Source organism: Candidatus Manganitrophaceae bacterium (genome assembly GCA_016200325.1).
In the GTDB taxonomy this organism is placed as follows: domain Bacteria; phylum Nitrospirota; class Nitrospiria; order SBBL01; family Manganitrophaceae; genus Manganitrophus.
The window spans coordinates 21,141-45,284 of sequence record JACQEZ010000017.1 but is presented as its reverse complement, the minus strand read 5'-3'; the positions used below and the strand labels follow the sequence as shown (position 1 = coordinate 45,284).

The 24,144-nt window shown below is 59.7% G+C and carries 12 protein-coding genes and 5 riboswitches; of the genes, 5 read left to right on the top strand and 7 right to left on the bottom strand.

From position 1 onward, the window contains the following. Nucleotides 1-83: 83 nt before the first annotated feature. The 3 genes from uvrA to HY282_14650 all read right to left on the bottom strand — a co-directional run bounded on the left by uvrA (nucleotide 84) and on the right by HY282_14650 (nucleotide 5,166). The gene (gene uvrA / locus HY282_14660) at nucleotides 84-2,903 is read right to left on the bottom strand and encodes an excinuclease ABC subunit UvrA (protein ID MBI3804993.1); all 2,820 of its coding nucleotides are present in this window, start codon (nucleotides 2,901-2,903) and stop codon (nucleotides 84-86) included. A gap of 276 nt (nucleotides 2,904-3,179) precedes the next feature. Beyond that, entirely contained in the window at nucleotides 3,180-4,421 is a 1,242-nt protein-coding gene (locus HY282_14655) for an ATP-grasp domain-containing protein (GenBank protein ID MBI3804992.1), read from the bottom strand. 127 nt (nucleotides 4,422-4,548) lie between these two features. Beyond that, entirely contained in the window at nucleotides 4,549-5,166 is a 618-nt protein-coding gene (locus HY282_14650) for a NifU family protein (protein ID MBI3804991.1), read from the bottom strand. Between the two features lie 350 nt (nucleotides 5,167-5,516). Then, a riboswitch (cyclic di-GMP riboswitch) is annotated at nucleotides 5,517-5,602 on the top strand. 95 nt (nucleotides 5,603-5,697) lie between these two features. Next, a riboswitch (cyclic di-GMP riboswitch) is annotated at nucleotides 5,698-5,870 on the top strand. A 46-nt stretch (nucleotides 5,871-5,916) separates the two neighbouring features. On the opposite strand from HY282_14650, the gene HY282_14645 reads away from it, so the two are divergent. Together HY282_14645 and HY282_14640 are read left to right on the top strand one after the other, a co-directional pair. Next, a complete protein-coding gene (locus HY282_14645) occupies nucleotides 5,917-8,301 on the top strand; it encodes a DNRLRE domain-containing protein (GenBank protein MBI3804990.1) in 2,385 nt (794 codons plus the stop codon). A gap of 271 nt (nucleotides 8,302-8,572) precedes the next feature. Next, nucleotides 8,573-8,658, top strand: a riboswitch (cyclic di-GMP riboswitch). A gap of 85 nt (nucleotides 8,659-8,743) precedes the next feature. Then, nucleotides 8,744-8,828: riboswitch (cyclic di-GMP riboswitch) on the top strand. A gap of 47 nt (nucleotides 8,829-8,875) precedes the next feature. Continuing rightward, a complete protein-coding gene (locus HY282_14640) occupies nucleotides 8,876-12,049 on the top strand; it encodes a fibronectin type III domain-containing protein (protein ID MBI3804989.1) in 3,174 nt (1,057 codons plus the stop codon). A gap of 153 nt (nucleotides 12,050-12,202) precedes the next feature. Here HY282_14640 and HY282_14635 read toward each other — a convergent pair whose 3' ends face one another. Continuing rightward, nucleotides 12,203-12,958: a DUF72 domain-containing protein gene (locus HY282_14635; GenBank protein ID MBI3804988.1), complete on the bottom strand. Its 756-nt coding sequence runs from the start codon at nucleotides 12,956-12,958 to the stop codon at nucleotides 12,203-12,205. A 326-nt stretch (nucleotides 12,959-13,284) separates the two neighbouring features. Then, nucleotides 13,285-13,369: riboswitch (cyclic di-GMP riboswitch) on the top strand. Nucleotides 13,370-13,613: 244 nt separating this feature from the next. On the opposite strand from HY282_14635, the gene HY282_14630 reads away from it, so the two are divergent. Continuing rightward, nucleotides 13,614-17,378 (top strand): fibronectin type III domain-containing protein, encoded by a 3,765-nt coding sequence (locus tag HY282_14630; protein ID MBI3804987.1) that lies wholly within the window; start codon nucleotides 13,614-13,616, stop codon nucleotides 17,376-17,378. Between the two features lie 109 nt (nucleotides 17,379-17,487). On the opposite strand, the gene HY282_14625 is transcribed toward HY282_14630, so the two are convergent. After that, nucleotides 17,488-18,165, bottom strand: a complete 678-nt coding sequence (locus tag HY282_14625; GenBank protein MBI3804986.1) for a hypothetical protein — start codon at nucleotides 18,163-18,165, stop codon at nucleotides 17,488-17,490. A 155-nt stretch (nucleotides 18,166-18,320) separates the two neighbouring features. On the opposite strand from HY282_14625, the gene HY282_14620 reads away from it, so the two are divergent. Together HY282_14620 and HY282_14615 are read left to right on the top strand one after the other, a co-directional pair. After that, entirely contained in the window at nucleotides 18,321-20,231 is a 1,911-nt protein-coding gene (locus HY282_14620) for an ABC-F family ATP-binding cassette domain-containing protein (GenBank protein ID MBI3804985.1), read from the top strand. Nucleotides 20,232-20,241: 10 nt separating this feature from the next. Further along, nucleotides 20,242-20,901 carry a DNA-3-methyladenine glycosylase 2 family protein gene (locus tag HY282_14615; protein ID MBI3804984.1) on the top strand — a complete coding sequence of 220 codons (660 nt, stop codon included), beginning with the start codon at nucleotides 20,242-20,244 and terminating at the stop codon, nucleotides 20,899-20,901. A gap of 846 nt (nucleotides 20,902-21,747) precedes the next feature. On the opposite strand, the gene HY282_14610 is transcribed toward HY282_14615, so the two are convergent. Together HY282_14610 and HY282_14605 are read right to left on the bottom strand one after the other, a co-directional pair. Continuing rightward, on the bottom strand, nucleotides 21,748-22,638 hold the full coding sequence (locus HY282_14610; protein ID MBI3804983.1) for a hypothetical protein: 891 nt from the start codon (nucleotides 22,636-22,638) through the stop codon (nucleotides 21,748-21,750). Then, nucleotides 22,628-24,082, bottom strand: a complete 1,455-nt coding sequence (locus tag HY282_14605; protein MBI3804982.1) for a class II fructose-bisphosphate aldolase — start codon at nucleotides 24,080-24,082, stop codon at nucleotides 22,628-22,630. The genes HY282_14610 and HY282_14605 overlap by 11 nt, the downstream gene beginning before the upstream one ends. Nucleotides 24,083-24,144 lie beyond the last annotated feature (62 nt).

Genomic DNA, 24,144 nt, shown 5'->3' with positions numbered 1-24,144 from the left:
ATTCAACAAATTCTTCATGAAAAGAAGTAAGAAAACGATCCGCCGTCCACTGCGCCGACAGCGGACCACGGATGGTTGAAAGCTTAATTCTTCAACATCTTCCGTAAGAATTGACCGGTATGGGAACGCGCGGCCTCTGCGACCTGCGCCGGGGTGCCGGTGGCAACCACCTCTCCGCCGCCGGTCCCCCCCTCCGGGCCGAGATCGATGACCCAATCGGCGTTTCGGATCACATCCAGATTATGCTCGATCACCACCACCGTATTTCCCGACTCGGCGAAACGATTGAGAACATCGAGGAGCCGTTGGATGTCGGCGAAGTGGAGCCCGGTCGTCGGCTCATCAAGGATATAGAGGGTTTTCCCGGTCGGCCGCTTCGAGAGCTCTTTGGAGAGCTTCACCCGCTGCGCCTCGCCGCCCGAGAGGGTCGTCGCCGACTGGCCGAGCTTCACATAGCCCAACCCCACCTCTTGAAGGGTGAGGAGCTTGGCCTTGATCAATGGAATGGCCTGAAAGAATTCGAGCGCCGCATCGACCGTCATGTCGAGGACATCGGCCACGCTCTTTCCCCGGTAGAGGATGTCGAGCGTCTCCCGGTTGTACCGCTTGCCGTTGCAGACCTCGCAGGTGACATAGATGTCGGGGAGAAAATGCATCTCGATCTTGATCACCCCGTCTCCCTGGCACGCCTCGCACCGCCCCCCTTTGACGTTGAACGAGTAGCGCCCCGATTTGTAGCCGCGCATCCGCGACTCGGGAAGCTGGGCGAAGAGCTCGCGAACAAAGCTGAAGACGCCGGAATAGGTCGCCGGGTTCGACCGCGGGGTCCGGCCGATCGGCGACTGGTCGATGTGAATCACCTTGTCGATCTGGTCGACCCCCTCCATCGCGCGGCAGGCCCCCGGCTTCTCGGAGCTTCGATAGAGCCGCTGGGCGAGGTTTTTATAGAGCACCTCCAGGACGAGCGTCGATTTTCCGGAGCCGGAGACGCCGGTGATGCAGGTGAAGAGTCCGAGCGGAATCTCGACATCGATGTTCCGGAGGTTGTGTTCGGTCGCCCCCTTGATCTTCAAAGCGCCCTTCGCGGCGCGCAGGCGCGGCGGAAGGGAAATCGTCCGCTCTCCGGAGAGGTATTTTCCGGTCAGCGAGCGGGGCTGATCGACGATCTCCTTCGGCGTCCCCTGCGCGATCACTTCGCCGCCATGAATTCCGGCCGCCGGCCCCATGTCGATCACCCAATCGGCGGTCTGAATCGTCTCTTCGTCATGCTCGACGACCAGCACCGTGTTCCCCAAATCCCGAAGGCGACGCAGCGTGTTGAGGAGCCGGACGTTGTCCCGCTGGTGGAGGCCGATGCTCGGCTCGTCGAGGATGTAAAGGACGCCGACGAGCGATGAGCCGATCTGCGTCGCCAACCGGATCCGCTGCCCCTCGCCGCCGGAGAGGGTCCCGGCCGAGCGATCGAGCGTCAGGTAATCGACGCCGACATTCACCAAGAAGCCGAGCCGCTCCCGGATCTCTTTCAAAATCCGCTGCGCGATCGTCTTCTCTTTCTCGTTGAGCCGAAGCGCTTCAATAAAGTCGCGCGATTCCCGAATCGAGAGCCGGGTCACGTCGGCGATCGATTTTTCGGCAATTTTGATCGAGAGGCTCTCCGGCTTCAGCCGGTTCCCTTTGCAGGCGGGGCAGGGGTTCATCCCCATGAACTCCTCGATCTCGGCCCGGATGTAGGTCGAATCGGTCTCTTTGTAGCGCCGCTCGAGATTCGGGATCACCCCTTCGAACGGCCGGCGATAGAATTCCCGCCGACCTTCTTTTTCATAATAAAACCGGACCTCCTCGCTCCCCGAGCCGTAGAGAAGGATTTTCCGGTGCGCCGGGGAGAGGTCGTTGAACGGCGCCCGCAGGTCGAAGCTGTAATGTTCGGACAGCGCCTCGAGCATCTGATAATAGAACATCGAGCTCCGCCGCTCCCACGGTCGGATCGCTCCCTCGCGGAGAGAAAGCTGCTTGTTCGGAACGACCCGGTCGGGATCGATGTCGAGGGTGGTGCCGAGCCCGTCGCACGAAGGACAGGCGCCGTGCGGCGAGTTAAACGAGAAGACGCGCGGCTCGATCTCGGGATAGCTCACCCCGCAGTCGACGCAGGCCAAGTGCTCCGAGAAGAGGAGCGACTCTTTGTCTTTGAGGAGGACGACGATCCCCTCCCCCATTTTCATCGCCAGCTCGAGCGAATCGGCGAGCCGCCGCTCCAGCCCCTCTTTGATGACGAGCCGGTCGACGACGACCTCAATCGTATGCTTTTTATTTTTCTCCTGGATCGGGTTCTCATCTTGCGAGAGATCGATCATCTTCCCGTCGATTCGAACCCGGATGAACCCTTTTTGCCGAACGCCGTGAAGCTCCTTCTTATATTCTCCCTTTCGCCCCCGGACGATCGGCGCCAGAATCTGAATCTTCTCCCCCGCCGGAAATTGCATGATCGTGTCGACCATCTGCTGGATCGTCTGGGCGGAGATCTCCTTCCCGCAGCTGTAACAATAAGGTCGGCCGATCCGGGCGTAGAGGAGGCGGAAGTAGTCGTAGATTTCGGTGACGGTGCCGACGGTGGAGCGGGGGTTTTTGCTCGTCGTCTTCTGCTCGATCGAGATCGCCGGCGAGAGCCCTTCGATCGCATCGACGTCGGGCTTGTCCATCTGCTCCAGAAACTGGCGGGCATAGGCCGAGAGCGACTCGACATAGCGCCGCTGTCCCTCGGCAAAGATCGTGTCGAAGGCGAGCGATGACTTCCCCGAGCCCGACAGTCCGGTGATGACGACGAACCGGTCGCGCGGGATCTCCAAATCGATATTCTTGAGGTTGTGCTCGCGCGCCCCTTTGATGATGATTTTTTGGTCTTTCATGCCGATTCCGTCAATTCCAATGAGAAATTAAGTTGGGAACCTGCGATCTTAACATGCTCTTTGGGCGAGGTCAACGCGTGGGAGAGGGCATCGGGGGATGGGTTGAGTCAGCCGATTTGTTTGGGTGATTGCGGTCTGTTGCGGCGAGGCATCACCGGAGAGAATGGAAGGGGGGAAAGCGCTTGAAACTGGGAGGTGGGGCCGTCTTTCCCGGTTGATATTCTGTGGGACCGGCGCCGACCGAAGAAGGTCGGTTTCCGATCCGCATTCCGCAATTCATTTGAACGGTTCGATTTCGAATTTTAATTTTCGGTGGGCCTCTCTCAGGGCCGCTTCGGCTTCTTCGGGGGTTTTGGCGCGGGCGAAGATGAAGCCGAGGTAGCGTCTTCCTTCGGGGAGGGGGATCACTTTTTGTTTTCGGCGGATCGTGATCTGGATGCTCTCGATGCCGGCGACTTTTTTCGCCTCCTCGATTCCGTGATAATCGAGGAGGGTGCCGGCGGCGGGGATCGGGATCATCATCACGCCTGCGGCGCGGCGCTGGCGCTCAAGGGAGTCGATCGGCATTGCCAACGCGTGGCGGAGGAGGAGCTCCTCCAGCGTCGTCCCGACGCCGAAGCGGAGGGTGCGGGAGCAGATCCCGCCGATCGACCGGGCGGCCAATTCAATCATCCAGGGACCGCTTTCATTGACCCGCAGCTCGGCGTGGATCGGTCCCTCCTTTAGGCCGAGCGCGGCGGTTGCGCGGCGGGTGCAATCGACGATCGCTTCCTGCACCGACGGGGAGAGGCGGGAGGGGGTGACATAGATCGTCTCCTCGAAAAAAGGACCGTTGAGCGGGTCCGGCTTGTCGAAGAGGGCGAGGAGTGCGAGCGTCCCATTCTGCAAGAGCCCTTCCAGCGCCACCTCTTTCCCAGGGATAAAGCCTTCCACCAAAAACTGCTTGGCCGCCGGGCCGCCGAGACGCCGGACCTCCGGCTCTTTGAGAATCCGGCCAAGCCGATGAAACGCGGCGACGAATTCCTCCGGCGTGTCGGCGCGGATCACCCCGCGGCTCGCCGAGAGGAAGGTCGGCTTCAAGACGCACGGATAGATTCGCTTCGGGGCGATCTCCTCCGGGCGATCGTCGGTCGAGAAGCGCTGAAACGGCGGAGTCGGGATCGCGGCGGCGGTGAGGGCCTCTCGCAGTTGGAGCTTGTCTTTCGTCGGAGCGGCGGCGGAGACCGGGTTGTGGGGGAGTCCGAGTGCTTCCGAGATCAGGGCGGCGAGGACGACGCCCTCTTCATCGGCCGAGAGGACCGCTTGAAACGGCTGTTCCTCGGCAAAGGCGATCGCTTGCGCCACCCCTTTTTTTAAATCGATGAAGTCGAGGGTGACCGTCTTGCCGGGGACGACCGACTCGAGCGCCTGTCGCTCGTTTGAGCCGACGACGATCTCGACGCCGAGGCGTTCGGCCGCGCCGAGGAAATCTTCGGCGCGGTAGGAGGTGCTGGGAAGGAGGAGAAGAAGCCGCTTCATCTGCGCTCCGAAAAAGGGGGAAGAGGGTCGAAGGAGGAGACGACTCGAAAAGAATCAGGAAGGGGCCGGAGAAGGAATCCGGGCGACGGGATCTGGGTGACGGAATCTGGGCGACGGGCGAGCTGAATTATTTCCCCGGCGTGTAGTAGGGATTGTTTCCGCCGGCGTGATCGGTCACATCGAGGACCTCTTTAATGTTGGGGACCCCTTTTTTGATCGCCACCACCACCCCTTGCTTCAGCGTCACGTCGGCCATGCCGCATCCTTGACAGCCGCCGCCGAGCCGGATGTAGGCGACCTGCTCTTTGACATCGACGAGGCTGATGAAGCCGCCGTGCGAGGCGACCGCCGGATTGATTTCAGTGTCGAGGACCTGTTGGACCGCTTTCGCTTCGGGACTGTCGAGATTGGGCGGGGTCGTCGGCACGGCCGGTTTCGGCTCAATGACCTTCGGGTTCTCGACCTTAAAGCCGCTCTGCTGCAGGGTCGTAATGAAGTCGATCTTCACATCTTCGAGGAGATTTGCATGTTGCGGCTCCATGAAGATCTGAAGTCCCTCCGCCTCGACCATGACATCGTTCGGATCTCTCTTCCCCTGTTCGATGAAGGCAAGCGTGTATTCAGGGCTCGGGAGGGTCGATTTCACGATCAGGCGGAGCCCTTCGATCTTCTTCCCTTGCTCCGTCTCCTGTTTTTCTTTGAGAAGGATGATTCTCTTTTTTGCGATCTCAGTGACCTGAATCATTGCGGGTGATCTCCTTCTGAACGTTCTTTAAAAAGAGCGCAAACCACACTCTTAGATTCCGATCATATCATACTTCGGCCCCGTTTGGCAGCCAGGAAGTGAAGAGGGGGAGACCCCTTCTTCAGCGTTCGAAAGGGTGCACAGTGACGATTCGGACCGGCCGAGGCGATCCGCATTCATACCCTATGGGGATTCATCGGGGAGGAATGAATCATCGCAATGTGATCGGACGACGTTATGATACGCAAGAACGGGAGTCTAGGGGCGCGGCCTGATTGACACTGCTGATCACCCAATGATATAAACGTTTCCGCAATATTCAAAAATTTATTCATTTTTCATTTCTCTCCTTTGTTTCAGAGCATACCCATCGAAAGGTGGGGACGCAGAGTCATGGGGCTAAAGCCGAAAAGGCCATGCCCGCCGGGCCGCCGAAGGGATTCCTTCGGCGGCCTTTTTTTGTGCGCGACATCGGAGCGGTTCAGGCCCCTCCGGGACAAGACAGGCTTCATCTTTATTTTTATTCCGTCCTTTGTTTCAGAGCATACCCATCGAAAGGTGGGGACGCAGAGTCACGGGGCTAAAGCGACGCTCCGATCCGGTTTGCCGGTCGGAGCGTGGGTGTGGGGCATCGGAGGATTCGCTGGAAAGCGGACCGGACGGGCCCCGCCTCTGATAGACGCCATGCCCGCCGAGCCGCCGAAGGAAATTTCTTTGGCGGCCTTTTTTTGTTTTTAACAAGGAGGTATTGTGCGCGAGATCATAGGGAAGCGGGGCTTCGTTCTATTCATTTCTCTTTTTTCCTTGATTGTTTTCAATGCAACCGCGTCGGCAATGAATGCCACGCTGACCTGGGACGCGAATACCGATTCAAGAGTGGCCGGCTATAAAGTTTATTACGGGACCGCCTCAGGAATTTATCTGGCTGCGATGGATGTCGGCAAGCAGACGTCTTACTCCCTCACCAATCTTCCTGATCAGACGCACTACTTCACCGTGACGGCCTATGATGGGTCAGGAAACGAGAGCGCTTACGCCGATGAGGCCTCCAAGACCCCGCCGCCCGATACGGCGGCGCCGCTGATCTCCAGCATTAACGTGAGCGGCATCACCACCGCGGCGGCGACGATTACCTGGGGGACGGATGAAGGGGCCGACACCCAGGTGCAGTATGGGACGACGACCACTTACGGATCATCGACAACATTGGCGACGGCGAAGGTGACGGTGCACAGCCAGAGCCTCAGCGGCCTGCAGCCGAGCACCCTCTACCACTATCGGGTGCTGAGCCGCGATGCGGCCGGCAACCTCGCCACCTCCCTCGATAACACATTTACCACCGCGGCCATTGTGATCCTCCCGCCCCCGCCGGTCGTGACCCCTTCCCCTTCTTCGGGCACGGTGACCTTGTCGCCGATGACCGACACCTATTTGAATGTAGATACGTCGGTCAACAACGCCGATGTGACGCTAAATACTTATACTTGGCCTGCAAACCAGGCGGCCAATGCCATCTTAATGGAATTCAGTTTAAGCGCCCTTCCGGCCGGCGCCGTCATCCAGAGCGCCACGCTGAACCTTTCCTTGGTGGAAGCGGATACGGAGGCGGAGCCGACCTACACGGTGACGGTGCACAAGCTGATCAACAAGAATCCCGATCTGACCCAAGCGACCGGATACAGCTATGATGGGATCAACAGCTGGACGGCCAATGATTGCTGCGCCAACAGTGTTCCTCTGGCGCAGGCCGACATCTCGGCGGCTTATGACACGAAGGCGATCGACAAAACGCTCGGCGTGAAGCGCTGGGATATGACACAGATGGTCAAGGAGTGGATCGCCGGGCCTGCGACCAATTATGGGTTGCTGCTGAACTCCGACACGACCAAAGGAGCCGATCGCTACCGTTTCTTCGGCAGCATGGAAAACCCGAATGCCTCCCTCCGTCCTTCGCTCACCATCATCTATACCGCCGCCGATACAACCCCGCCGGTCCTCTCGGGAATGGCCGCCGGCGGCATCGGGGGCCTGGCCGCGACGATCCGCTGGACGAGCAATGAACCGGCCACCTCGCAGGTGGAGTATGGGACGACGACCGCATACGGTTCCCGCTCGCTTCTCGATGTCACCCTCCTGAACGCTCACAGCGTTCTTCTCGCCGGTCTGAATCCGCTGACCACCTACCACTACCGGGTCCTCAGTCGGGATGCGTCGGGAAACACCGCCGCCTCCGGTGATGCGACCTTCACCACGACCCTTCTGCCCGATCTCTCGTCGCCGTCGGTGCCGACCGGTCTGACCGCCACGGCGGCTTCGCAAAGCCTCGTCAATCTGGTGTGGAAGGCCTCCACAGACAATGTGGCTGTCGCCGGTTACCGAATCTACCGAAACGGCGCTCAGGTGGGAACGACGACCTCATTAAATTACGCCGACACCGGGTTGAGTGCGAGCACGACGTATAACTATACCCTGTCGGCTTACGATGCGGCGGGGAACGCCTCGCCGCAGACGGCGGCCGTGAGTGCCACGACGTCGGCCTCCAGCTCGGCCATTCGATTGACGCTGACGCCGACAATGGATAGTTATCTGAATGTCGACAGCTCGGTGAACAACACCGATGCGACATTGAATACCTATACCTGGCCGGACAATCAGATTGCGAATGTCGCCTTGATGAAGTTCGACTTGAAGAGCCTTCCGCCCGGCGCCATTATCCAGAGTGCCACGCTCTATCTTTCCTTAGTGGAAGCGGATACGGAGGCGGAGCCGACCTACATGGTGTCCGTGCACAAGCTGATCAACAAGAATCCCGATCTGACCCAAGCGACCGGCTATACCTATGACGGCATCAACAGCTGGACCGCCAATAACTGCTGTGCCGATAATATTCCTTTGGCGCAGGGCGACATCTCGGCCGCCTATGACACCAAGGCGATCGATAAAGTGCTTGGAAGGAAGAGCTGGAATGTCACGGCGATCATCCAAAATTGGATGAGCAGCCCTGCAACCAATTATGGATTGCTGCTCAATTCGGACGCGACGAAGGGGAGCGACCGCTATCGCTACTTTGCCAGCATGGAAAATCCGAACGCCTCCCTTCGTCCCTCCCTTCGGATCTATTATCTGCTGCCGTAAGGAGCTCCGGTGTGTTGCCACCTTCGGGAGGCCAGTCCAGGGGGGGATATGGCAGCGCAGGCTGGGTGGGTCGATCCTAAATGAACCCGCCCAGCCCTTAAAGTGGAAGTAAAAAAATGAATGCCGGGGGGCGCATTCCGCTTGAGCCGTGTCTCTTCATCGGAGGAGATCCAACCTATATAAAGTATTGAAACCGACCCCGCAGTGTGCTATATATACTCCCTATAGTTAGAATACTGAGTATCCTTTAACCACACATTGTTTTTGTTCCTTTGCTTCAGAGCAAACCCGCTGAAAGGTGGGGACGCAGAGTCACGGGGCTAAAGCCGAAGAGGCTATGCCCGCCGGGCCGCCGAAGGGATACTTCGGCGGCCTTTTTTTATCTCTTCATCTTTTCGCAGGCTCCGGAGGTATTCAAGAGCAACAATTTATTTATTTGACCTTTGCTTCAGAGCAAACTCATCGAAAGGTGGGGACGCAGAGCAACGGGGCTAAAGCCGATCGGCCATGCCCGCCGAGCCGCCAAAGGATATTCCATTTGGCGGCTTTTTTTGTTTTTAGGAAGGAGATCGTCGTGCACAATACCCTCGGAAAGTGTGGATTCATCCTTTTTATTTTTATGGTGTTACTGATTCCAATGAATGGAATCGCATCGGCAATGGATGCCACACTGACATGGAGTGCGAACACAGACACGATTTTAGCAGGATACAAAATCTATTATGGAACCACTTCACGGAAATATAATACCCCGATTGATGTTGGAAAGCAGATTTCTTATGTTCTGACGAATCTTCCCAACCAAATCCACTTTTTCGCTGTAACCTCTTACGATACCGGTGGTCACGAGAGCGCCTTTTCTGCAGAAGTCTCTAAAGCCCCCTCCCCCGATATTACAGCGCCGCTCATTTCGAGCATTAATGCGAGCAGCATTACCAGTGCTGTTGCAACCATCACCTGGGGGACGAACGAAGGAGCCAACACCCAGGTACAGTATGGAACGACGACCTCTTATGGATCATCAACCACTTTGATCTCAGCCCTGGTCACGGTCCATAGTCAAGCGCTCACTGGACTCCAGCCGACTACCCTTTACCATTATCGGGTCCTCAGCCGAGATGCGGCCGGCAATCTGGCTACGTCTCTCGATAATTCCTTCACGACTCCAGCCGCTCCAGATACCACCGCACCGGCGATGCCGACGGGCCTGAAGGCCAGCACGGTTTCGTCAAGTCAGGTCAATCTGACCTGGACCGCCTCGACCGACAATGTAAAAGCAATCGGATATCGGATCTACAGAAATGGTGCCCAAGTGGGGACGTCTGCAACGACGAGCTACTTGGACACCGGCCTCGCATCTTCCACGACGTACAACTACAGCCTCTCCGCCTATGATGCGGCCGGAAACGTCTCGGCGCAGACGGCGGCGGTCAGCGCCGCCACCCTCGCGGCGCCCGATACCGCCGCGCCGGCCCTCTCGGCGATCGCCGCCGGGAGCATCACGACCGGCGGAGCGACGATCACTTGGACCAGCAGTGAAGCGGCCGACACGCAGGTCGAATATGGAACGACCCTCGCTTACGGGACAACGACCGTCGTTCTCCCGACAAAGGTCACCGCCCATTCGCAGAGCCTCACCGGCCTTCTCTCGGCCACCCTCTATCACTACCGGGTCAAGAGCAAAGATGCCGCCGGTAACCTGGCGGTCTCGGCCGATGCGACCTTCACCACCGCCACCCCCGCCGACACGACCCCGCCTGCGGTGCCCGCCGGCCTTCAGGCGGCCGCGGCCTCTTCGACTCAGATCAATCTCACCTGGACTGTTTCGACCGACAATGTAAAAGTGGCCGGCTATCGCGTTTATCGGAATGGCACGCAGGTGGGAACGACCGCGACCGCAAGTTACGCCGACAGCGGTTTGGTTGCGTCGACGACCTACAGCTATACGATTTCGGCGTATGATGCCGCGGGGAATGCCTCGGCGCAGACGTCGGCGGTCAGTGTGAAGACGTCGGCGGCGCCCGACACGACCGCGCCGGTTCTCTCCGGAATCGGCACTACGGGGATCACCTCGGGGGGAGCGACCGTCGGTTGGACCACCAATGAACCGGCGACGACCCAGGTGGAATATGGCGCCACCGCCACGTATGGGCTCCTCTCCACCCTCAACAGTACCCTCGCAACCTCCCATAGTGTCGCCCTGACCGGCTTGAGCGCTTCGACGGTGTACCACTACCGGGTGATCAGCCGAGATGGGGCGGGGAACATCGCAACCTCGGGGGACAATACCTTCACCACCGCCCTCCCGCCTGATACGACCGCGCCGGTCATCTCCGGCATCGCGGCAGGGAACATCACCCCCGGCGGGGCGACCCTCAGCTGGACCACCAACGAGTCGTCCGACACGCAGGTGGAATATGGGACGACGACCGCTTATGGCAGCGCCACACCGATCGTTTCCAATCGGGTCACCGCACACTCCCAAAGCTTAACCGGCCTTCTCTCCGCGACCCTCTATCACTATCGGGTCAAGAGCAAAGATGCGGCGGGGAATCTGGCCGTTTCGAGCGATGCCACCTTCACCACCGCGACCCCCCCCGATACGGCGGCACCGTCGGTCCCGGCCGGGCTGAGCGCAACGGCGGCGTCGGCCGGTCAGATCAATTTGGCCTGGAGCGCCTCAACCGATAATGTGAAGGTGACCGGCTACCGGGTCTACCGCAACGGAACACAGGTCGGAACGGCCGCATTACCGAGCTACGTGGATTCCGGTCTTACTGCCGCGACCACTTACAGTTATACTGTCTCGGCCTACGACGCGGCCGGGAACGCCTCCGCGCAAACCCAGGCGGTCAGTGCGAAGACCTTGCCGCCCCCCGATACGACCGCGCCGACCCTCTCCGGAATCGGCATCAGCGGGGTGACCCCCGGCGGCGCGACCGTCGGTTGGACGACAAACGAGCCGGCGACGACCCAGGTGGAATATGGGACGACGACCGCCTATGGCACCCTCTCGACGCTGAATACGACCTTGGCGGCCTCTCACAGCGTGGCGCTCACCGGCCTGAGCCCTTCGACGACCTATCACTATCGGCTGCTCAGCCGGGATGCGGCCGGCAATCTGGCGACCTCGGGCGACAACAGCTTCACGACCGCCGCGCCGCCCGACACGACCCCGCCGGTGATCTCCGGAATGGGGGCGGGGAGCGTCACGGTCAACAGTGCCGTCATCGGTTGGAGCACGAACGAGCCGGCCGACACACAGATCGAGTATGGGACGACAACGACCTATGGCTCTTTCACCGCCGTCGTCTCGACCCTGGTCACATCGCATGCTCAGAGTGTGAGCGGGCTGAATCCCTCCACCCTCTATCACTATCGGGTGCGGAGCAGAGATGCGGCGGGGAATCTGACGATCTCCGGCGACGGGACCTTCACGACCGCAATGCCGCCCGACACCACCGCGCCGTCGGTGCCGAATGGCTTGAGCGCGTCGGCGGTCTCCTCCAGCCAGATCAACCTGAGTTGGAGCGCCTCAACCGACAACGTGAAAGTGGCCGGCTATCGAATTTACCGAAACGGAGCGCAGATTGCCACGACGACCTCGACGAGCTATTCGAATACCGGGCTTTCCGAGAATACAACGTACCGTTACACGGTCTCCGCGTATGATGCGGCGGGGAATGTCTCGAACCAGAGCGCCAGCCGTTCGGCGACCACGGACAGAAGCCGATGGGGAGGGCGCTGAAACGGAGGTCGGACAGAATCGATCTTTTTTTGAACGGGCCGGAACGACCCGGATGGAGCGGTCTCGGCAAGAATCGGCAAGAATCCGGGATGATTCGGTCCGGCAGGGGTAGGGGGCTATAATCCTGTTTTCCGTCGCGGCGATTCTGATCCTTTAGGCCGCTTCCTCGCGGCCACTGGATAAGAGGGCGTCTCTCAGTTCCATCGCATTTCGGGGGGCATGCCCGAAGGCGTCATTGTTGAAATAAGCAAAGATCGCCCTTCCGGCATCGGCTTCTTTCGCAAGCCAGCGGGCCCACTCTTGGAGGTGCCGTTTCGGATAGGCCCCTTCCGGATGTTCCCTAAAACCATGGAATCGGACATAGACGAACGGTCCGACCCGCTCGTGAGGGGAGGCGGAACCGGGCATGTCATGGAGACAGAGGGCGACCCGCTTCTCCTCCATCGCTCGAAAGATGGTATCGGTATACCAGGTCGGATCTCGAAATTCGACCACGTGCCGTCCCGCTTCCGGGAGGGCATCGAGAAATTGAAAGAATCGTGTCTCGTTCCGTTTCCAATAGGGGGGAAGCTGGTAGAGGACGGGACCGAGTTTTTCTTCGAGAAGCCGGGCGCGGCTCCAGAAGAGATCGAGCGGCTCGGCCGGATCTTTCAGCTTTTTTAAATGGGTGAGATAACGGCTCGCCTTCACGGCAAAAAGAAAAGGGTCGGGAACCCGGCCGCGCCACTCCGAAAAGGTTTTCTCGGTTGGAAGCCGATAGAAGCTGTTGTTTACCTCGACCGTATCAAAGCGCTCCGCATAGAATTCAAGCCATCTTTTTTGAGGCAAGGTGGCAGGATAGAAGGCCTCCTTCCAATGGCGGTATTGCCAGCCGGAACATCCGACCCGATAAGGAGTGCTTTTCTTCATGACGCCTTTCCCTCACGCTGAATAAAACCGATGCCGGCCCCCCTTTGCGTCGATCACCTTCGAAAGGGAGGCCGATCTGCGACGGCCGCCGTTCAACCGGATCGAAACCCTCTTCTCTAATTATTTTAGAACACTCCTCGGCTCCGACGCAATCGAAGGACCGTGCGCGCCCCTCTCCGTTCCCCGTTTGGTTTGATCCCGGGATGGGCTCATTCAATAAAAAAATATTCTGAATTAAGGTTTGACTCTGAAATCGGCATTATGTTATAAGAAATCCTACTGTAAATAGATATATCTAATTCGAAGATTTACCTTTCCGTTATATCCTTTGATCAGAGCAAACTCATCGAAAGATGGGGGCGCAGAGCAACGGGGCTAAAGCCGATCGGCCATGCCCGCCGAGCCGCCAAAGGAAATTCGTTGGCGGCTCGTTTTTTGTTACAGCCATATTCTTCATGCAGCACTGGCATTGAAATCGATCTTTCATAGAATCTGAATGCTCGTATTTTAGTCAGCGAATAAAAGAGACAAGAAGCGTAAGCGGTCGGCCCGTCGAAAGGACCAGCGACGCGCATCGACAACGCCCGCAAGCCGCTACAGGGAGGGAGGCGGTTTCTGAGCTCAGGACGGGCATTGTGGACGATACGGAGATGCGATGAGGAGAGTCAGTGCTCGGTGGGTGATCGTTCTTTTTCTTTCACTCTGGCTCAATCAGGGTGGGGTCGCGTGGGCGGGTCAGGCGGTCCTGACGTGGGACCCGAGCCCCGACGCGGTCAGCGGCTATAAGGTTTATACCGGGACGGTTTCCGGTATCTATTTGACCGCCGTCGATGTCGGAACGGGGACGACCTATACGGTCCCCAATCTCATCGACGGATTGACCTACTACTTTGCCGTCACCGCCTATGACGGCGCCGGAAATGAAAGCCCCTCCTCCAACGAGGTCAGCAAAGCGATCCCCCTGGCGATCGACCTGACCCCTCCCATTCTCTCGAGCATCACGGTCGGCAGCCTGACACTGAATTCCGCGACGATCAGCTGGAGCAGCAATGAGGTATCGAGCAGCCGCGTCGTCTATGGGGCGACCGCTTCCTATGGCGCTTCAACGCCGGGGACGCCGGACCTCGTAACGGCTCACACCCAAACGCTCACCGGTCTGCAGCCGGGAACCCTCTATCACTTCAGCGCCCTCAGCCGCGATGCGGCGGGGAATCTGGCCACCTCTCAAGACGGCACCTTCACCACCCTCGGCGACGGCACCGCTCCCTCCACACCGGCAGGGGTGACCGGGACTGTTCTCTCCGCCACACAGATCAATCTCACCTGGTCGGCCTCCACCGACAACCTGGGGGTGACCGGCTATCGTATCTATCGCAATGGAACCCAGGTGGCCAGCAGCGCGACCCCAGGCTATCTCGACGGCGGTCTGACCGCTAACACGACCTATAGCTATACGGTGGCGGCCTATGATGCGGCGGGGAATCTCTCGGCGGCTTCTTCTGCGCGCGCCTATACCACCCTGCCGCTGGCGCCGGTCCTCTCTCAGACGGCGGCGACCGGTATGACCTCCTCCGGCGCGACCCTCTCCGGCACGGTCAATCCTTCGGGAGCGACCACAACCGCCTGGTTCGAGTATGGCACCACGACCGCTTACGGCAGCAGCACCCCTGTGGCCACCGTCTCGGCGACCAATACGATCTCGGCCACCCTCGCCTCGCTGACCGCTTCGACGACCTATCATTTCCGACTGGCCGCCCGCAACGCGGGGGGAACGACCTATGGACCGGATGCCTATTTCCTAACGCTCGCCCCGCCGACGGTGGCGCCTCCTCCTGTCCAAGGGCCTCCCCCATCGATCAGCAGCTACACCCTGACACAAGATCCATACGCCTGGGTGGCGGCGCCGATCGCCTTAACGCTCGCCGGGGATGACAATTCGACCACCGCCTTTCTCCCCTTTCCCTTCCCCTTCTATGGACAGACCTATAAACAGTTGTATCTCTCGACCAACGGGTTGATCACCTTCGGAGGGGCGAATACCGCTTTTATCCCGCAGTCGATTCCGGGACCCGCTCAGCCGAACGCTTTCATCGCCCCTTTTTGGCGGGATCTTTATGTCGGGATGCAGCAGATCACCTTCGCCTCTTCAGATACGGAGTTCGTGATCGCCTTTAACGGCGTGAGAGACCTCTGCTGCAGCGCGCCGACCCATACCTTTGAAGTGGTCTTGAGGCCGGATGGGACGATCCTTTTCCAATATGGAGCGGTGACGATGAATGCCCCGACCGGGATCGGGATCGAGAACCAGGACGGCAGCGTCGGAATATCGATTCCGACGGTCTCCGCCAACAGCGGTTTCCGCTTCACCCCCAACACCGCCGCCGCCCCGCCGTCGGCCGCCGACACGACGGCACCGGTTCTTTCCGGAATGGGGACGGGGAGTGTCACCGCCAGCAGCGCTGTCATCGGGTGGAGCACGGATGAGCTCTCCGATACCCAAGTGGAATATGGAGCGACGACCTCTTATGGCCTGACCAGCCCGCTTGTCTCGACGATGGTGACCGCCCACTCGCAGAGCTTGACCGGATTGGCTTCTTCCACCCTTTATCATTACCGCGTCCGAAGCAAGGACGCCGCCGGAAATCTGGCGGTCTCAACCGATGGGATCTTTACCACGGTGACCCCGCCCGACACGTCGGCGCCGTCGGCGCCGACCGGGCTGGCGGCCACGGTGCCTTCTTCCACCCAGATCAATCTAAGTTGGAGCGCTTCGACCGACAATGTCGGGGTCACCGGCTACCGGCTCTATCGCAACGGAACCCAGATCGCCACCCCAACCGGCCTGACCTACTCCGACGGCAGCTTGACCCCCGATACCGCTTATAGCTACACGGTGGCCGCGTCCGATGCGGCGGGGAATCTCTCGGCGCAGAGCGCCGCGATCAGCGCCCGGACCCTCCTTCCGCCCGACACCGCCCCGCCGGTCTTTTCCGGGATCGGCGCGTCGGGGGTGACGCAGACCGGAGCGACCGTCGGCTGGACGACCAATGAGCCGGCGACCACTCAGGTGGCGTATGGAACGACGACGGCGTATGGGAGCTTCTCCACATTAAATACGGCCCTGGTCTCCGCCCATACCGTTTCCCTCACCGGGTTAACCGCTTCGACAACCTATCATTATCAAGTGATCAGCCGGGATGCCGCCGGGAATGTGGCGACCTCCTCCGACGCCATCTTTATCACGACCGCCATCCCCGACACGACGGCGCCGTCGGTGCCGGCCGGGCTGGCCGCCACGGTCCCTTCTTCGACCCAGATCAATCTGAGCTGGAGCGCTTCGACCGACAACATCGGAGTGACCGGCTATCGGGTTTATCGCAATGGGACGCAGGTGGCCACTCCGAGCGGCCTGACCTACTCCGACGGCGGCTTGACCGCCAATACGGCGTATAGCTATACGGTGGCGGCGTCCGATGCGGCGGGGAATCTCTCGGCGCAGAGCGCGGCGATCAGCGCCCGGACCCTTCTCGCCCCCGACACCACCCCGCCGGTGATCTCGGCGGTGGCGGCGGGGAGCATCACGTCGACCAGTGTGGTGATCAGCTGGACGACGAATGAAGTCGCCGACAGCCAGGTTGACTATGGAACGACGGCCTCTTATGGGACGACCACCGCCGTCGTCTCAAAGCTGATCGCGGCCCATTCGCAGACGCTGACCGGACTCCTTCCCTCCACCCTCTATCATTATCGGGTCCGGAGTAAAGATCCCGCCGGAAACGTTGCGACCTCCGCCGACGCGATCTTTGTGACCGCCGCGCCGCCGGTCTCGACCCCGACGACAGTGACGCTCTCCCCGGCGGCCGACACCTACCTCAATCTCGACACCTCGGTCAACAGCACCGATGTGACATTGAATACCTATACCTGGCCCGATAATCAAGCGGCGAATACGGTGTTGATGAAATTCAACCTAAGCAGCATCCCGGCGGGCGCCGTCATTCAGAGCGCGACACTTAACCTCTCCCTGGTCGAAGCCGATATTGAGGCGGAACCGACCTACACCGTCACGGTCCACAAGGTGATCAACAAGAATCCCGATCTGACGAGAGCGACCGGCTATACCTATGACGGGGTGAACGGCTGGACGGCGAACGCCTGCTGTTACGACAATGTTCCGCTCGCGGAGCAGGATATCTCCGCCCCCTATGACACCAAGGCGATCGATAAGGTGCTCGGGCGGAAGAACTGGACCCTCACGGCGATGGTGCAGGAGTGGATCAACGCGCCGACGACCAACTTTGGTCTGATGCTGAATTCCGACGCGACCAAAGAAGCCGACCGCTACCGCTTCTTCGCCAGCATGGAGAACCCGACCGCCGCAATCCGTCCTTCGCTCACCGTGACCTATCAGCTGCCGTAGTGTGAGTTGATCTTTAAAGAGGGAGAAGAGGCGGGACCGGCGACGGTGACCTCGTCTCCATCGTGTGGGTTAAGACGAAGTGGGACGGAATTCTGGGAGGAATGGATGTTTACGCCGCCTTCAACCCTCGATTAACCTCCTCTAGAAGGGTCCGGACCGCGGCCTCCGGTACCGGATCGAACTGCTGGTAGCAGCTCTTAATCGATCGATAGGACGGAATCGTGTGAAGCACCACCACCTCATCCATCGACGCTTTCATCCGAGAGATATTCTGCCGGCCGGCGACCGGAATCGCGACGATTCTCGCATCGGCCCCCTCCAGTCGGAGCCAGTCGAGCGCTGAGAAGAGGGCGGTCCCGTTAGAGACCCCTTCATCGATGAGAATCACCTTCCTCCCCTGGATATTAAACCCCATCGACATTTTTCGAAATTGATGCCTCCGCTGAAGGATTTCTTTTCTCTTTGAAGAGATCGCCTCTTGGATCTCCTCGTCCGGAATCTCATAGCGGCTGATGATCTCGGAGAGAAGGCAAATCGTCCCCTCCTCCGTCATCGAGCCGAACGAGAGGGCCGGGTTTCCGGGGACGGGAAGTCTCCTGGAGCGGAACAGCTCCATCGGCGCGCCGAGCGATTTTGCGACCTCCGCGCCGACCACCGCCCCGCCGGGAGAGAGGGCAAGGATCAGGAGGCGCTTTCCATCGCGATAGGAGCGCAACCGTTGAGCCAGCGCTTGTCCCGCTTCTTGCCGATCTTGAAAGATCGGCTCGTGTTCAATCGGTTTTGTCATAAGGCGCTGCCCCTGTTTTACGATGAGTGCTTCTCTCTCTATCCCTATACTAAAGCGTTTGGGTCTCTATAACAAGACACGCTTCCGAGGGTCGGATGTGCTATAATCGACCGACCTTTTATTTTATAAAAGAATGGGAAGAAGGAAGAAGATAGATGAATATATTGGATGTCTCTCACCTCGCCAAAACGTATGGGATGAGAGAGGTTTTTCGGGATGTCACCTTAACGATCGATGAAAATGAGAAGGTCGGCTTTGTCGGGCGGAACGGCTGCGGAAAGACGACGCTGTTTCGAATCATCGCCGGCCTGGAGCCGCCGGACGGCGGGGAGATCGCCTTTAAGCGGGGGATCTCGATCGGCTACCTGACCCAAGATCCGGTGTTAAACGATACATCGACCGTCGGGGAGGAGATCGAATCGGCGTTGGCGCAGATCCACGAGAAGCGGGACCGTTATGACGCGATCGGGGAGAAGATGCGAACCGCCGATGCGGCCGAAATGGAGCGGCTTCTGAAAGAGCAGGAGGGGCTCGGGGAGTGGCTGGAGCTCCATCAGGGATGGGAGACCGACCATCGGATCGACGAAGTTCTCCTCCGTCTGGGAATCGTTCGGCGCGATGAGCCGGTCGGCATGCTGAGCGGCGGAATGCGCAAGCGGGTGGCGCTGGCGAAATTGGTCCTTCAATCGCCCGATCTGCTCCTTCTCGACGAGCCGACGAACCACCTCGATGCGGAGACGACCGCCTGGCTGGAGACGTTTCTCATCGGCTATAAAGGGGCGGTGATGTTGATCACCCATGACCGTTACTTTCTCGATCGGGTCGCACAGCGGATCTTCGAGATCGAAGACGGCGGCGCCTACAGTTATCTCGGCGGCTACCTCGATTATCTGGAAGGGCGGGCCGACCGCCTCATGCACGACGCGCGCGAGCAGGGGCGTCTGATCACGCTGCTGCGGCGGGAGACGGAGTGGATGCGGCGCGGCGCCAAAGCCCGAACGACCAAATCAAAAGCCCGAATCGATCGGTTCTACGCCATGCAGGGAGAGCGGAAGGACCATGTCGAGCGGGAGATCGGGTTGCGGCTGGAGACCGATCAGCGGCTGGGGCATACCATCTTAGAGCTGAACGAGCTGTTCAAGTCGTTCGGCGATCGGACCTTGGTCTGCAAGCTGAGCCTGCTGCTCAAGGCGGGGGACCGGATCGGCATCATCGGTCCGAACGGCTCCGGAAAGACGACCCTGCTCCGGATGATCCTCGGAGAGGAGACGCCGACGGCGGGGTCGATCGTGCGCGGAAAGAATACGAAGATCGCCTACTTCGATCAGAAGCGGGAGGTGCTCGATCCGGAGCTGAAGGTCGAGGATGCGCTCGGCGAGGGATCGTGGGTGACGCTCGGCGGGGAGCGGCGGCACAAGACCGGCTATCTGGCCGAGTTCCTCTTCGAGCACTACGATCAAAAGCGGTACATCCGGACCCTCTCTGGGGGGGAGAAAGCCCGGCTGATCTTGGCGAAGATGATGCTGGAGAATGCCAACATGCTCGTCCTGGATGCGCCGACGAACGACCTCGACATCCCGACCCTTCAGCTCTTCGACGACGCCCTGGTCTCCTACAACGGCTGTGTGCTGATGGTGACGCACGACCGCTTCTTTCTCGACAAGGTGGCGACCGGCATCCTCAGCTTTGAAGGAGGCGGGCGCATTCGCTACACCGAGGGGAACTATGAGACCTACCTCACCCGTCTGAAAAATGAAGAGGCGGCGAAGGGGAAAGAGCAGGTCGAAATCACCCCCGGCCCGCCGGCGCAGCGCTCTCCGGGAAAGCCGAACGAGAAGAAAGGGCTCAACTTCAAAGAGCGACGGGAGCTGGAGGGGATCGAGGAGGAGATTGCCAAACTGGAGGAGCGGAAGCGGGCGCTGGAGCGCTTCCTTGCCGATCCCGCCGGTCAGGCGAGCGGGGCGGGGACGATTACCGCGTGGGGGAATGAGCTCGCCGCGACCGAGAAAATGTTGCAGGAGAAGATGAGCCGTTGGGAATTTCTCGAAACCAAGCAGGCGAAGTAGGAGGAAGGCGTTGCTTCGACCTCTTTCCGAGAAGGGACGTTTTGAGGCGGAATGCCGGGCGCTCGCCGCGGCCGATCCGGTCTTGGCGGAGTTCATCACCTCGGTCGGGCCGTGCCGGCTGATCCCGACCCCCGACCCTTTTATGGCGCTGGTCGAGGCGATCGTCTCGCAGCAGCTCTCGGTCAAGGCGGCCGATACGATCTTCAAGCGGCTCCTGGCGCTCTATCATCCGAAGAAAAAAATCCTCCCCCGCGCGCTCTTGGCGACCAACACGCTCGCCCTGTCGCGGGCCGGCCTCTCCCGTCAGAAAATTGAATATATGCGCGACCTCGCCGAGCGGTGGGAGACCGGAGAGATCGTCCCCCGGCGCTTTCGGAGCCTCTCCGATGAGGAGGTGATCGCTCAGCTGATCCGGATCAAAGGGGTCGGCCGGTGGACGGCGGAGATGTTTCTGATTTTTGCGCTGAATCGGCCCGATGTCTTGCCGGTCGATGACCTCGGGTTGAAAAAGGCGATCGAGCGCGCGTACCGGCTGCGGAAGCTCCCCTCTCCGGAGCGGATTCGGCTGATTGCCGAGCCGTGGCGGCCGTATCGGTCGATTGCGACCTGGTATCTTTGGAAGAGCTTGAATGCGGTGCCGGTGAAGAGCGAGAAGGAATTGATGGAGTAGCGGGGCTTCACTTCAGTACTTAGATTTCCCCTCCTTTATGAGGAGTGGTGAGGGGAGGTAGAAGACGAATCTAAATACATGGGAGCAATGCACTGGAGCGGGGTTCCACCCCGCACCCCGCCGTGGGGCGGCCCTGCCGCCGCCCCTCCGGCCTCCCCCGGCACCGGGGGAGACCCCCGGACCCCACGGTCACAACTTGCACCACGCGCGGGAGTGCACCGCGGATGGTGCTTCGACAAGGTGACCTGATTTGGAAGGTAAGTAGATGAGACGTCTGATTTGGAACGCGGTGAATGGCGGGCACAGCACGCCCTTGACGCGCATTGTCTTACGATCTGAGTTCTTTACAAACTAGAAAGAGATGAAGCGTGATGAGGCCTGCGGCCTCGAGGCCCCTGCGTATTATAATCAAACGTAGTATCGACCCAATCAGGTCGAGCCGCAGCAGTCCGCGCTGATCTGTGCGCGGTCGCGTGGCATTCGACCGTGGGGGTGCTGGGGGTGTAAACCCCCAGCTGCCCTTGGGAGGCCGAAGGGGATTGGGCACGCAACCCCCGCGGTGGGGTGTGGGGTGAAACCCCGCTTCAATATTCTTAATTCTATGTCTTCTACTTCTCCTTCTCCTGTCCCTACGGTCACACGCTGCAGCGACCGCGTATACTACAGCACTACAGCGACGGACTGCTGCAGCGGGTGACCTTAGGCGGTGGGTAGAATGTCTGATTGTCCGAAAAGATAATAGAGAAGGCAGTCGGTCCTTTTACCCGCAGCCGCTTCGCCCGACGATCGTTGCTAAATCTTCCCTTCTGAATTCTGACTCCTGTCTTCAGACTTCTTCCCCTCTTCTTACATTTTCGGTTTGTCTTGTTTTCCCCCGAAGAGCGATTCTTTTTGGAGGCCGGGGGGGACGGTGAAGCGGTCGGCGGGGATCGATTCTTTTTTTAGGATGACGAGGTCTTGTTCGGGGCCGGCGGTTCCGTCGGGGCGGAGCATCTTGACGTGGGCGGGGATGCCGGGGGATTGGAGGAGATCGCCGAAGACCCGGTTCTGTTGATTCCCTTTTCCGCCGCCGATTTTTCGGAAGAACTGATCGAGCGCGTCGAAAGCCCGGAAGTCTTCGACCGAGAGGCCGGTCTCTTTCCAAGGAATAAAGCAGGCCTCTTCAATCGCCTGGCCGTTGGCCGTCACGCGAAACGGTTTGCAGGAAAAACCATGCTCGGTTTTGCGTCCCTCGCCGATCGGCTCGAAGGTCAGCTTCGGCGCCTCGGTCTCTTTTCCCTTCATCGCGTCGAGCTGATCTTCCATCTGTTTCCGCTGCTCCGGCGGAAGGCCCTTCAGCCGCTCTTTCATCTGCTGTTCCATCTGCTGCTGCATCTCTTGAATCCGCTTGGCGTCGGCCTCGGTCACCTCGGTGTAGCGCTGCTTCTGCGGGTCGACCGTCCAGAGGGTCTGCTTGTCGCCGTCGAAGATCATCACCCCGCCGCGGGGATCTTCCGCGCGGATTTTCTTTCCCTCGAGGGTGAAGCGGCTGGCGCGGGAGGCGGTCGTCTCTTTCGACGGCGCCTGCGCCTCCTCGAAGCCGAGGATCACGCCGGCGAAGGCGAAGGAGGCCGACAGGGTAAAGGCCAAGACGGTTAAAAGCGCTGTGGCCCATTGAAGCAGCTGAAGCAGCCGGAGCCGTCGAAGCAGCGGCGCGGTCGGTCGCGGATGCAGGGGGCGAGATCGATTAATCGGCAAGGGGATTGACCTCCTCTTTTTGCTTCGGTTGTGCGGCGGCTTTCGATTCGACCTCGGCGGCGGCGATCTCTTCGCGGATCGCAAAGGAGACCTCGACCGGCTTCACCCATTTGAGGACCGTCTCCCGGGTGCGGATCACATCGAGCTTGTTGAAGAGGAAGGTGAACTTGTCCTCCAAGACCTGGCCGATCTGTCGGCGAAGGTCGGCCGGAAGGTCCCAGAGCCTTTTTTTGAACGGTCCGAGCGCCTTCTTCCGGGTCTTGTAGATGAACTGCTCATCCGTCTGTCCCGCCTTCATCTCGTCCTGACACGCTTCGCGCAGATAGGCGTAGATCTCCTGTTTGAAGTCGTTCGGAAGCTGCTCGTAGATCATGTTCTGGAATTCGGTGGCGAGGTGGATCTCAGCGGTTCCGGTTTTCGGGAAGCGGTCGAAGACCTCCGGCGGGAGCGTCGAAGCGCCATGCTGCACCGCACCGGCCAGCCGATATTCTTCGCGGGCGACCTTGGAGATCGACTCCAACACGCCGAAATCGAGCTTCACCTTGGCGACGGTGCCGTCGGGCATCGGAACGCCGCCGTGGCTCGTCCCGGTCTGGACCGAGATCTTGCTGATCCCCTTCGCCCCCGGTCTGAGCTTCTCAAGGGTGGTCAGGTAGTGGTCGATGTAGACCTTGAACTCTTCGACGGTCGAATTCTTTCCGCCGACCTCTCCGATCTCCCCGCCGACGGAGATCGTCACCCCCTTCGGCTCAAGCGACCGGACATAGGCGGTCAGATCGGCGCCGACCTCGAAATTGTCCCGCTGCTGCTCGACGACGTCGGGTGGGTCGAGATCGACCAGGGTGGAGGAGTCGATGTCGATGTTGAAGAAGCCGGCGGCGATCGCCTCTTTCATCAGCTTGCGGACCCCATCGACCTCTTTCTGCCGGTTCTCTTTGAACTTCTTGGCATTCAATTGGATGTGGTCCCCCTGGATGAAGAGGGGACCCTGATAGCCTTCTTGGATGGCGGCGGCGGCCATGACGGCGGCATATTCGGCGGGCGATTGATGGGTATATCCCATTTCGGATTTGGCGATCTCCAAGATAAACGTCCCGACATTGTTCTTTCCGACCGACCTGAAAATGGCCCGGGCGGTGTCGTACGCCATTCCCCGGACGTTGATCGCCGGGACGGTGAAGCCGCCCGCCTCGCCCCGGCCCATCGCTTCATAAAGCGGCTGGATGGAGGCGAGATAGACGCCGAGCTGAGGCGCCGCCATCTTGATGATCCAGCGGGCGGTTCCGCGCATGTCGGGTTTTTCATGAAAAACGGCGGTGTAGACGAGCCGGTCGATCAGCGCGCCGCGGACCCGTTTCGGGTCGATCACCTTGACCTGCCCGTTCGAAATCTCAATGATCCCCTTGATCGTATCTCCAAGCTGGCTCATCGTCTCGAATTGCATTTTCTCTCTCCTTATTCAGTTTGAGGTCTGATTCAGATCGTCGATCTCGTCTATGTCGTCTA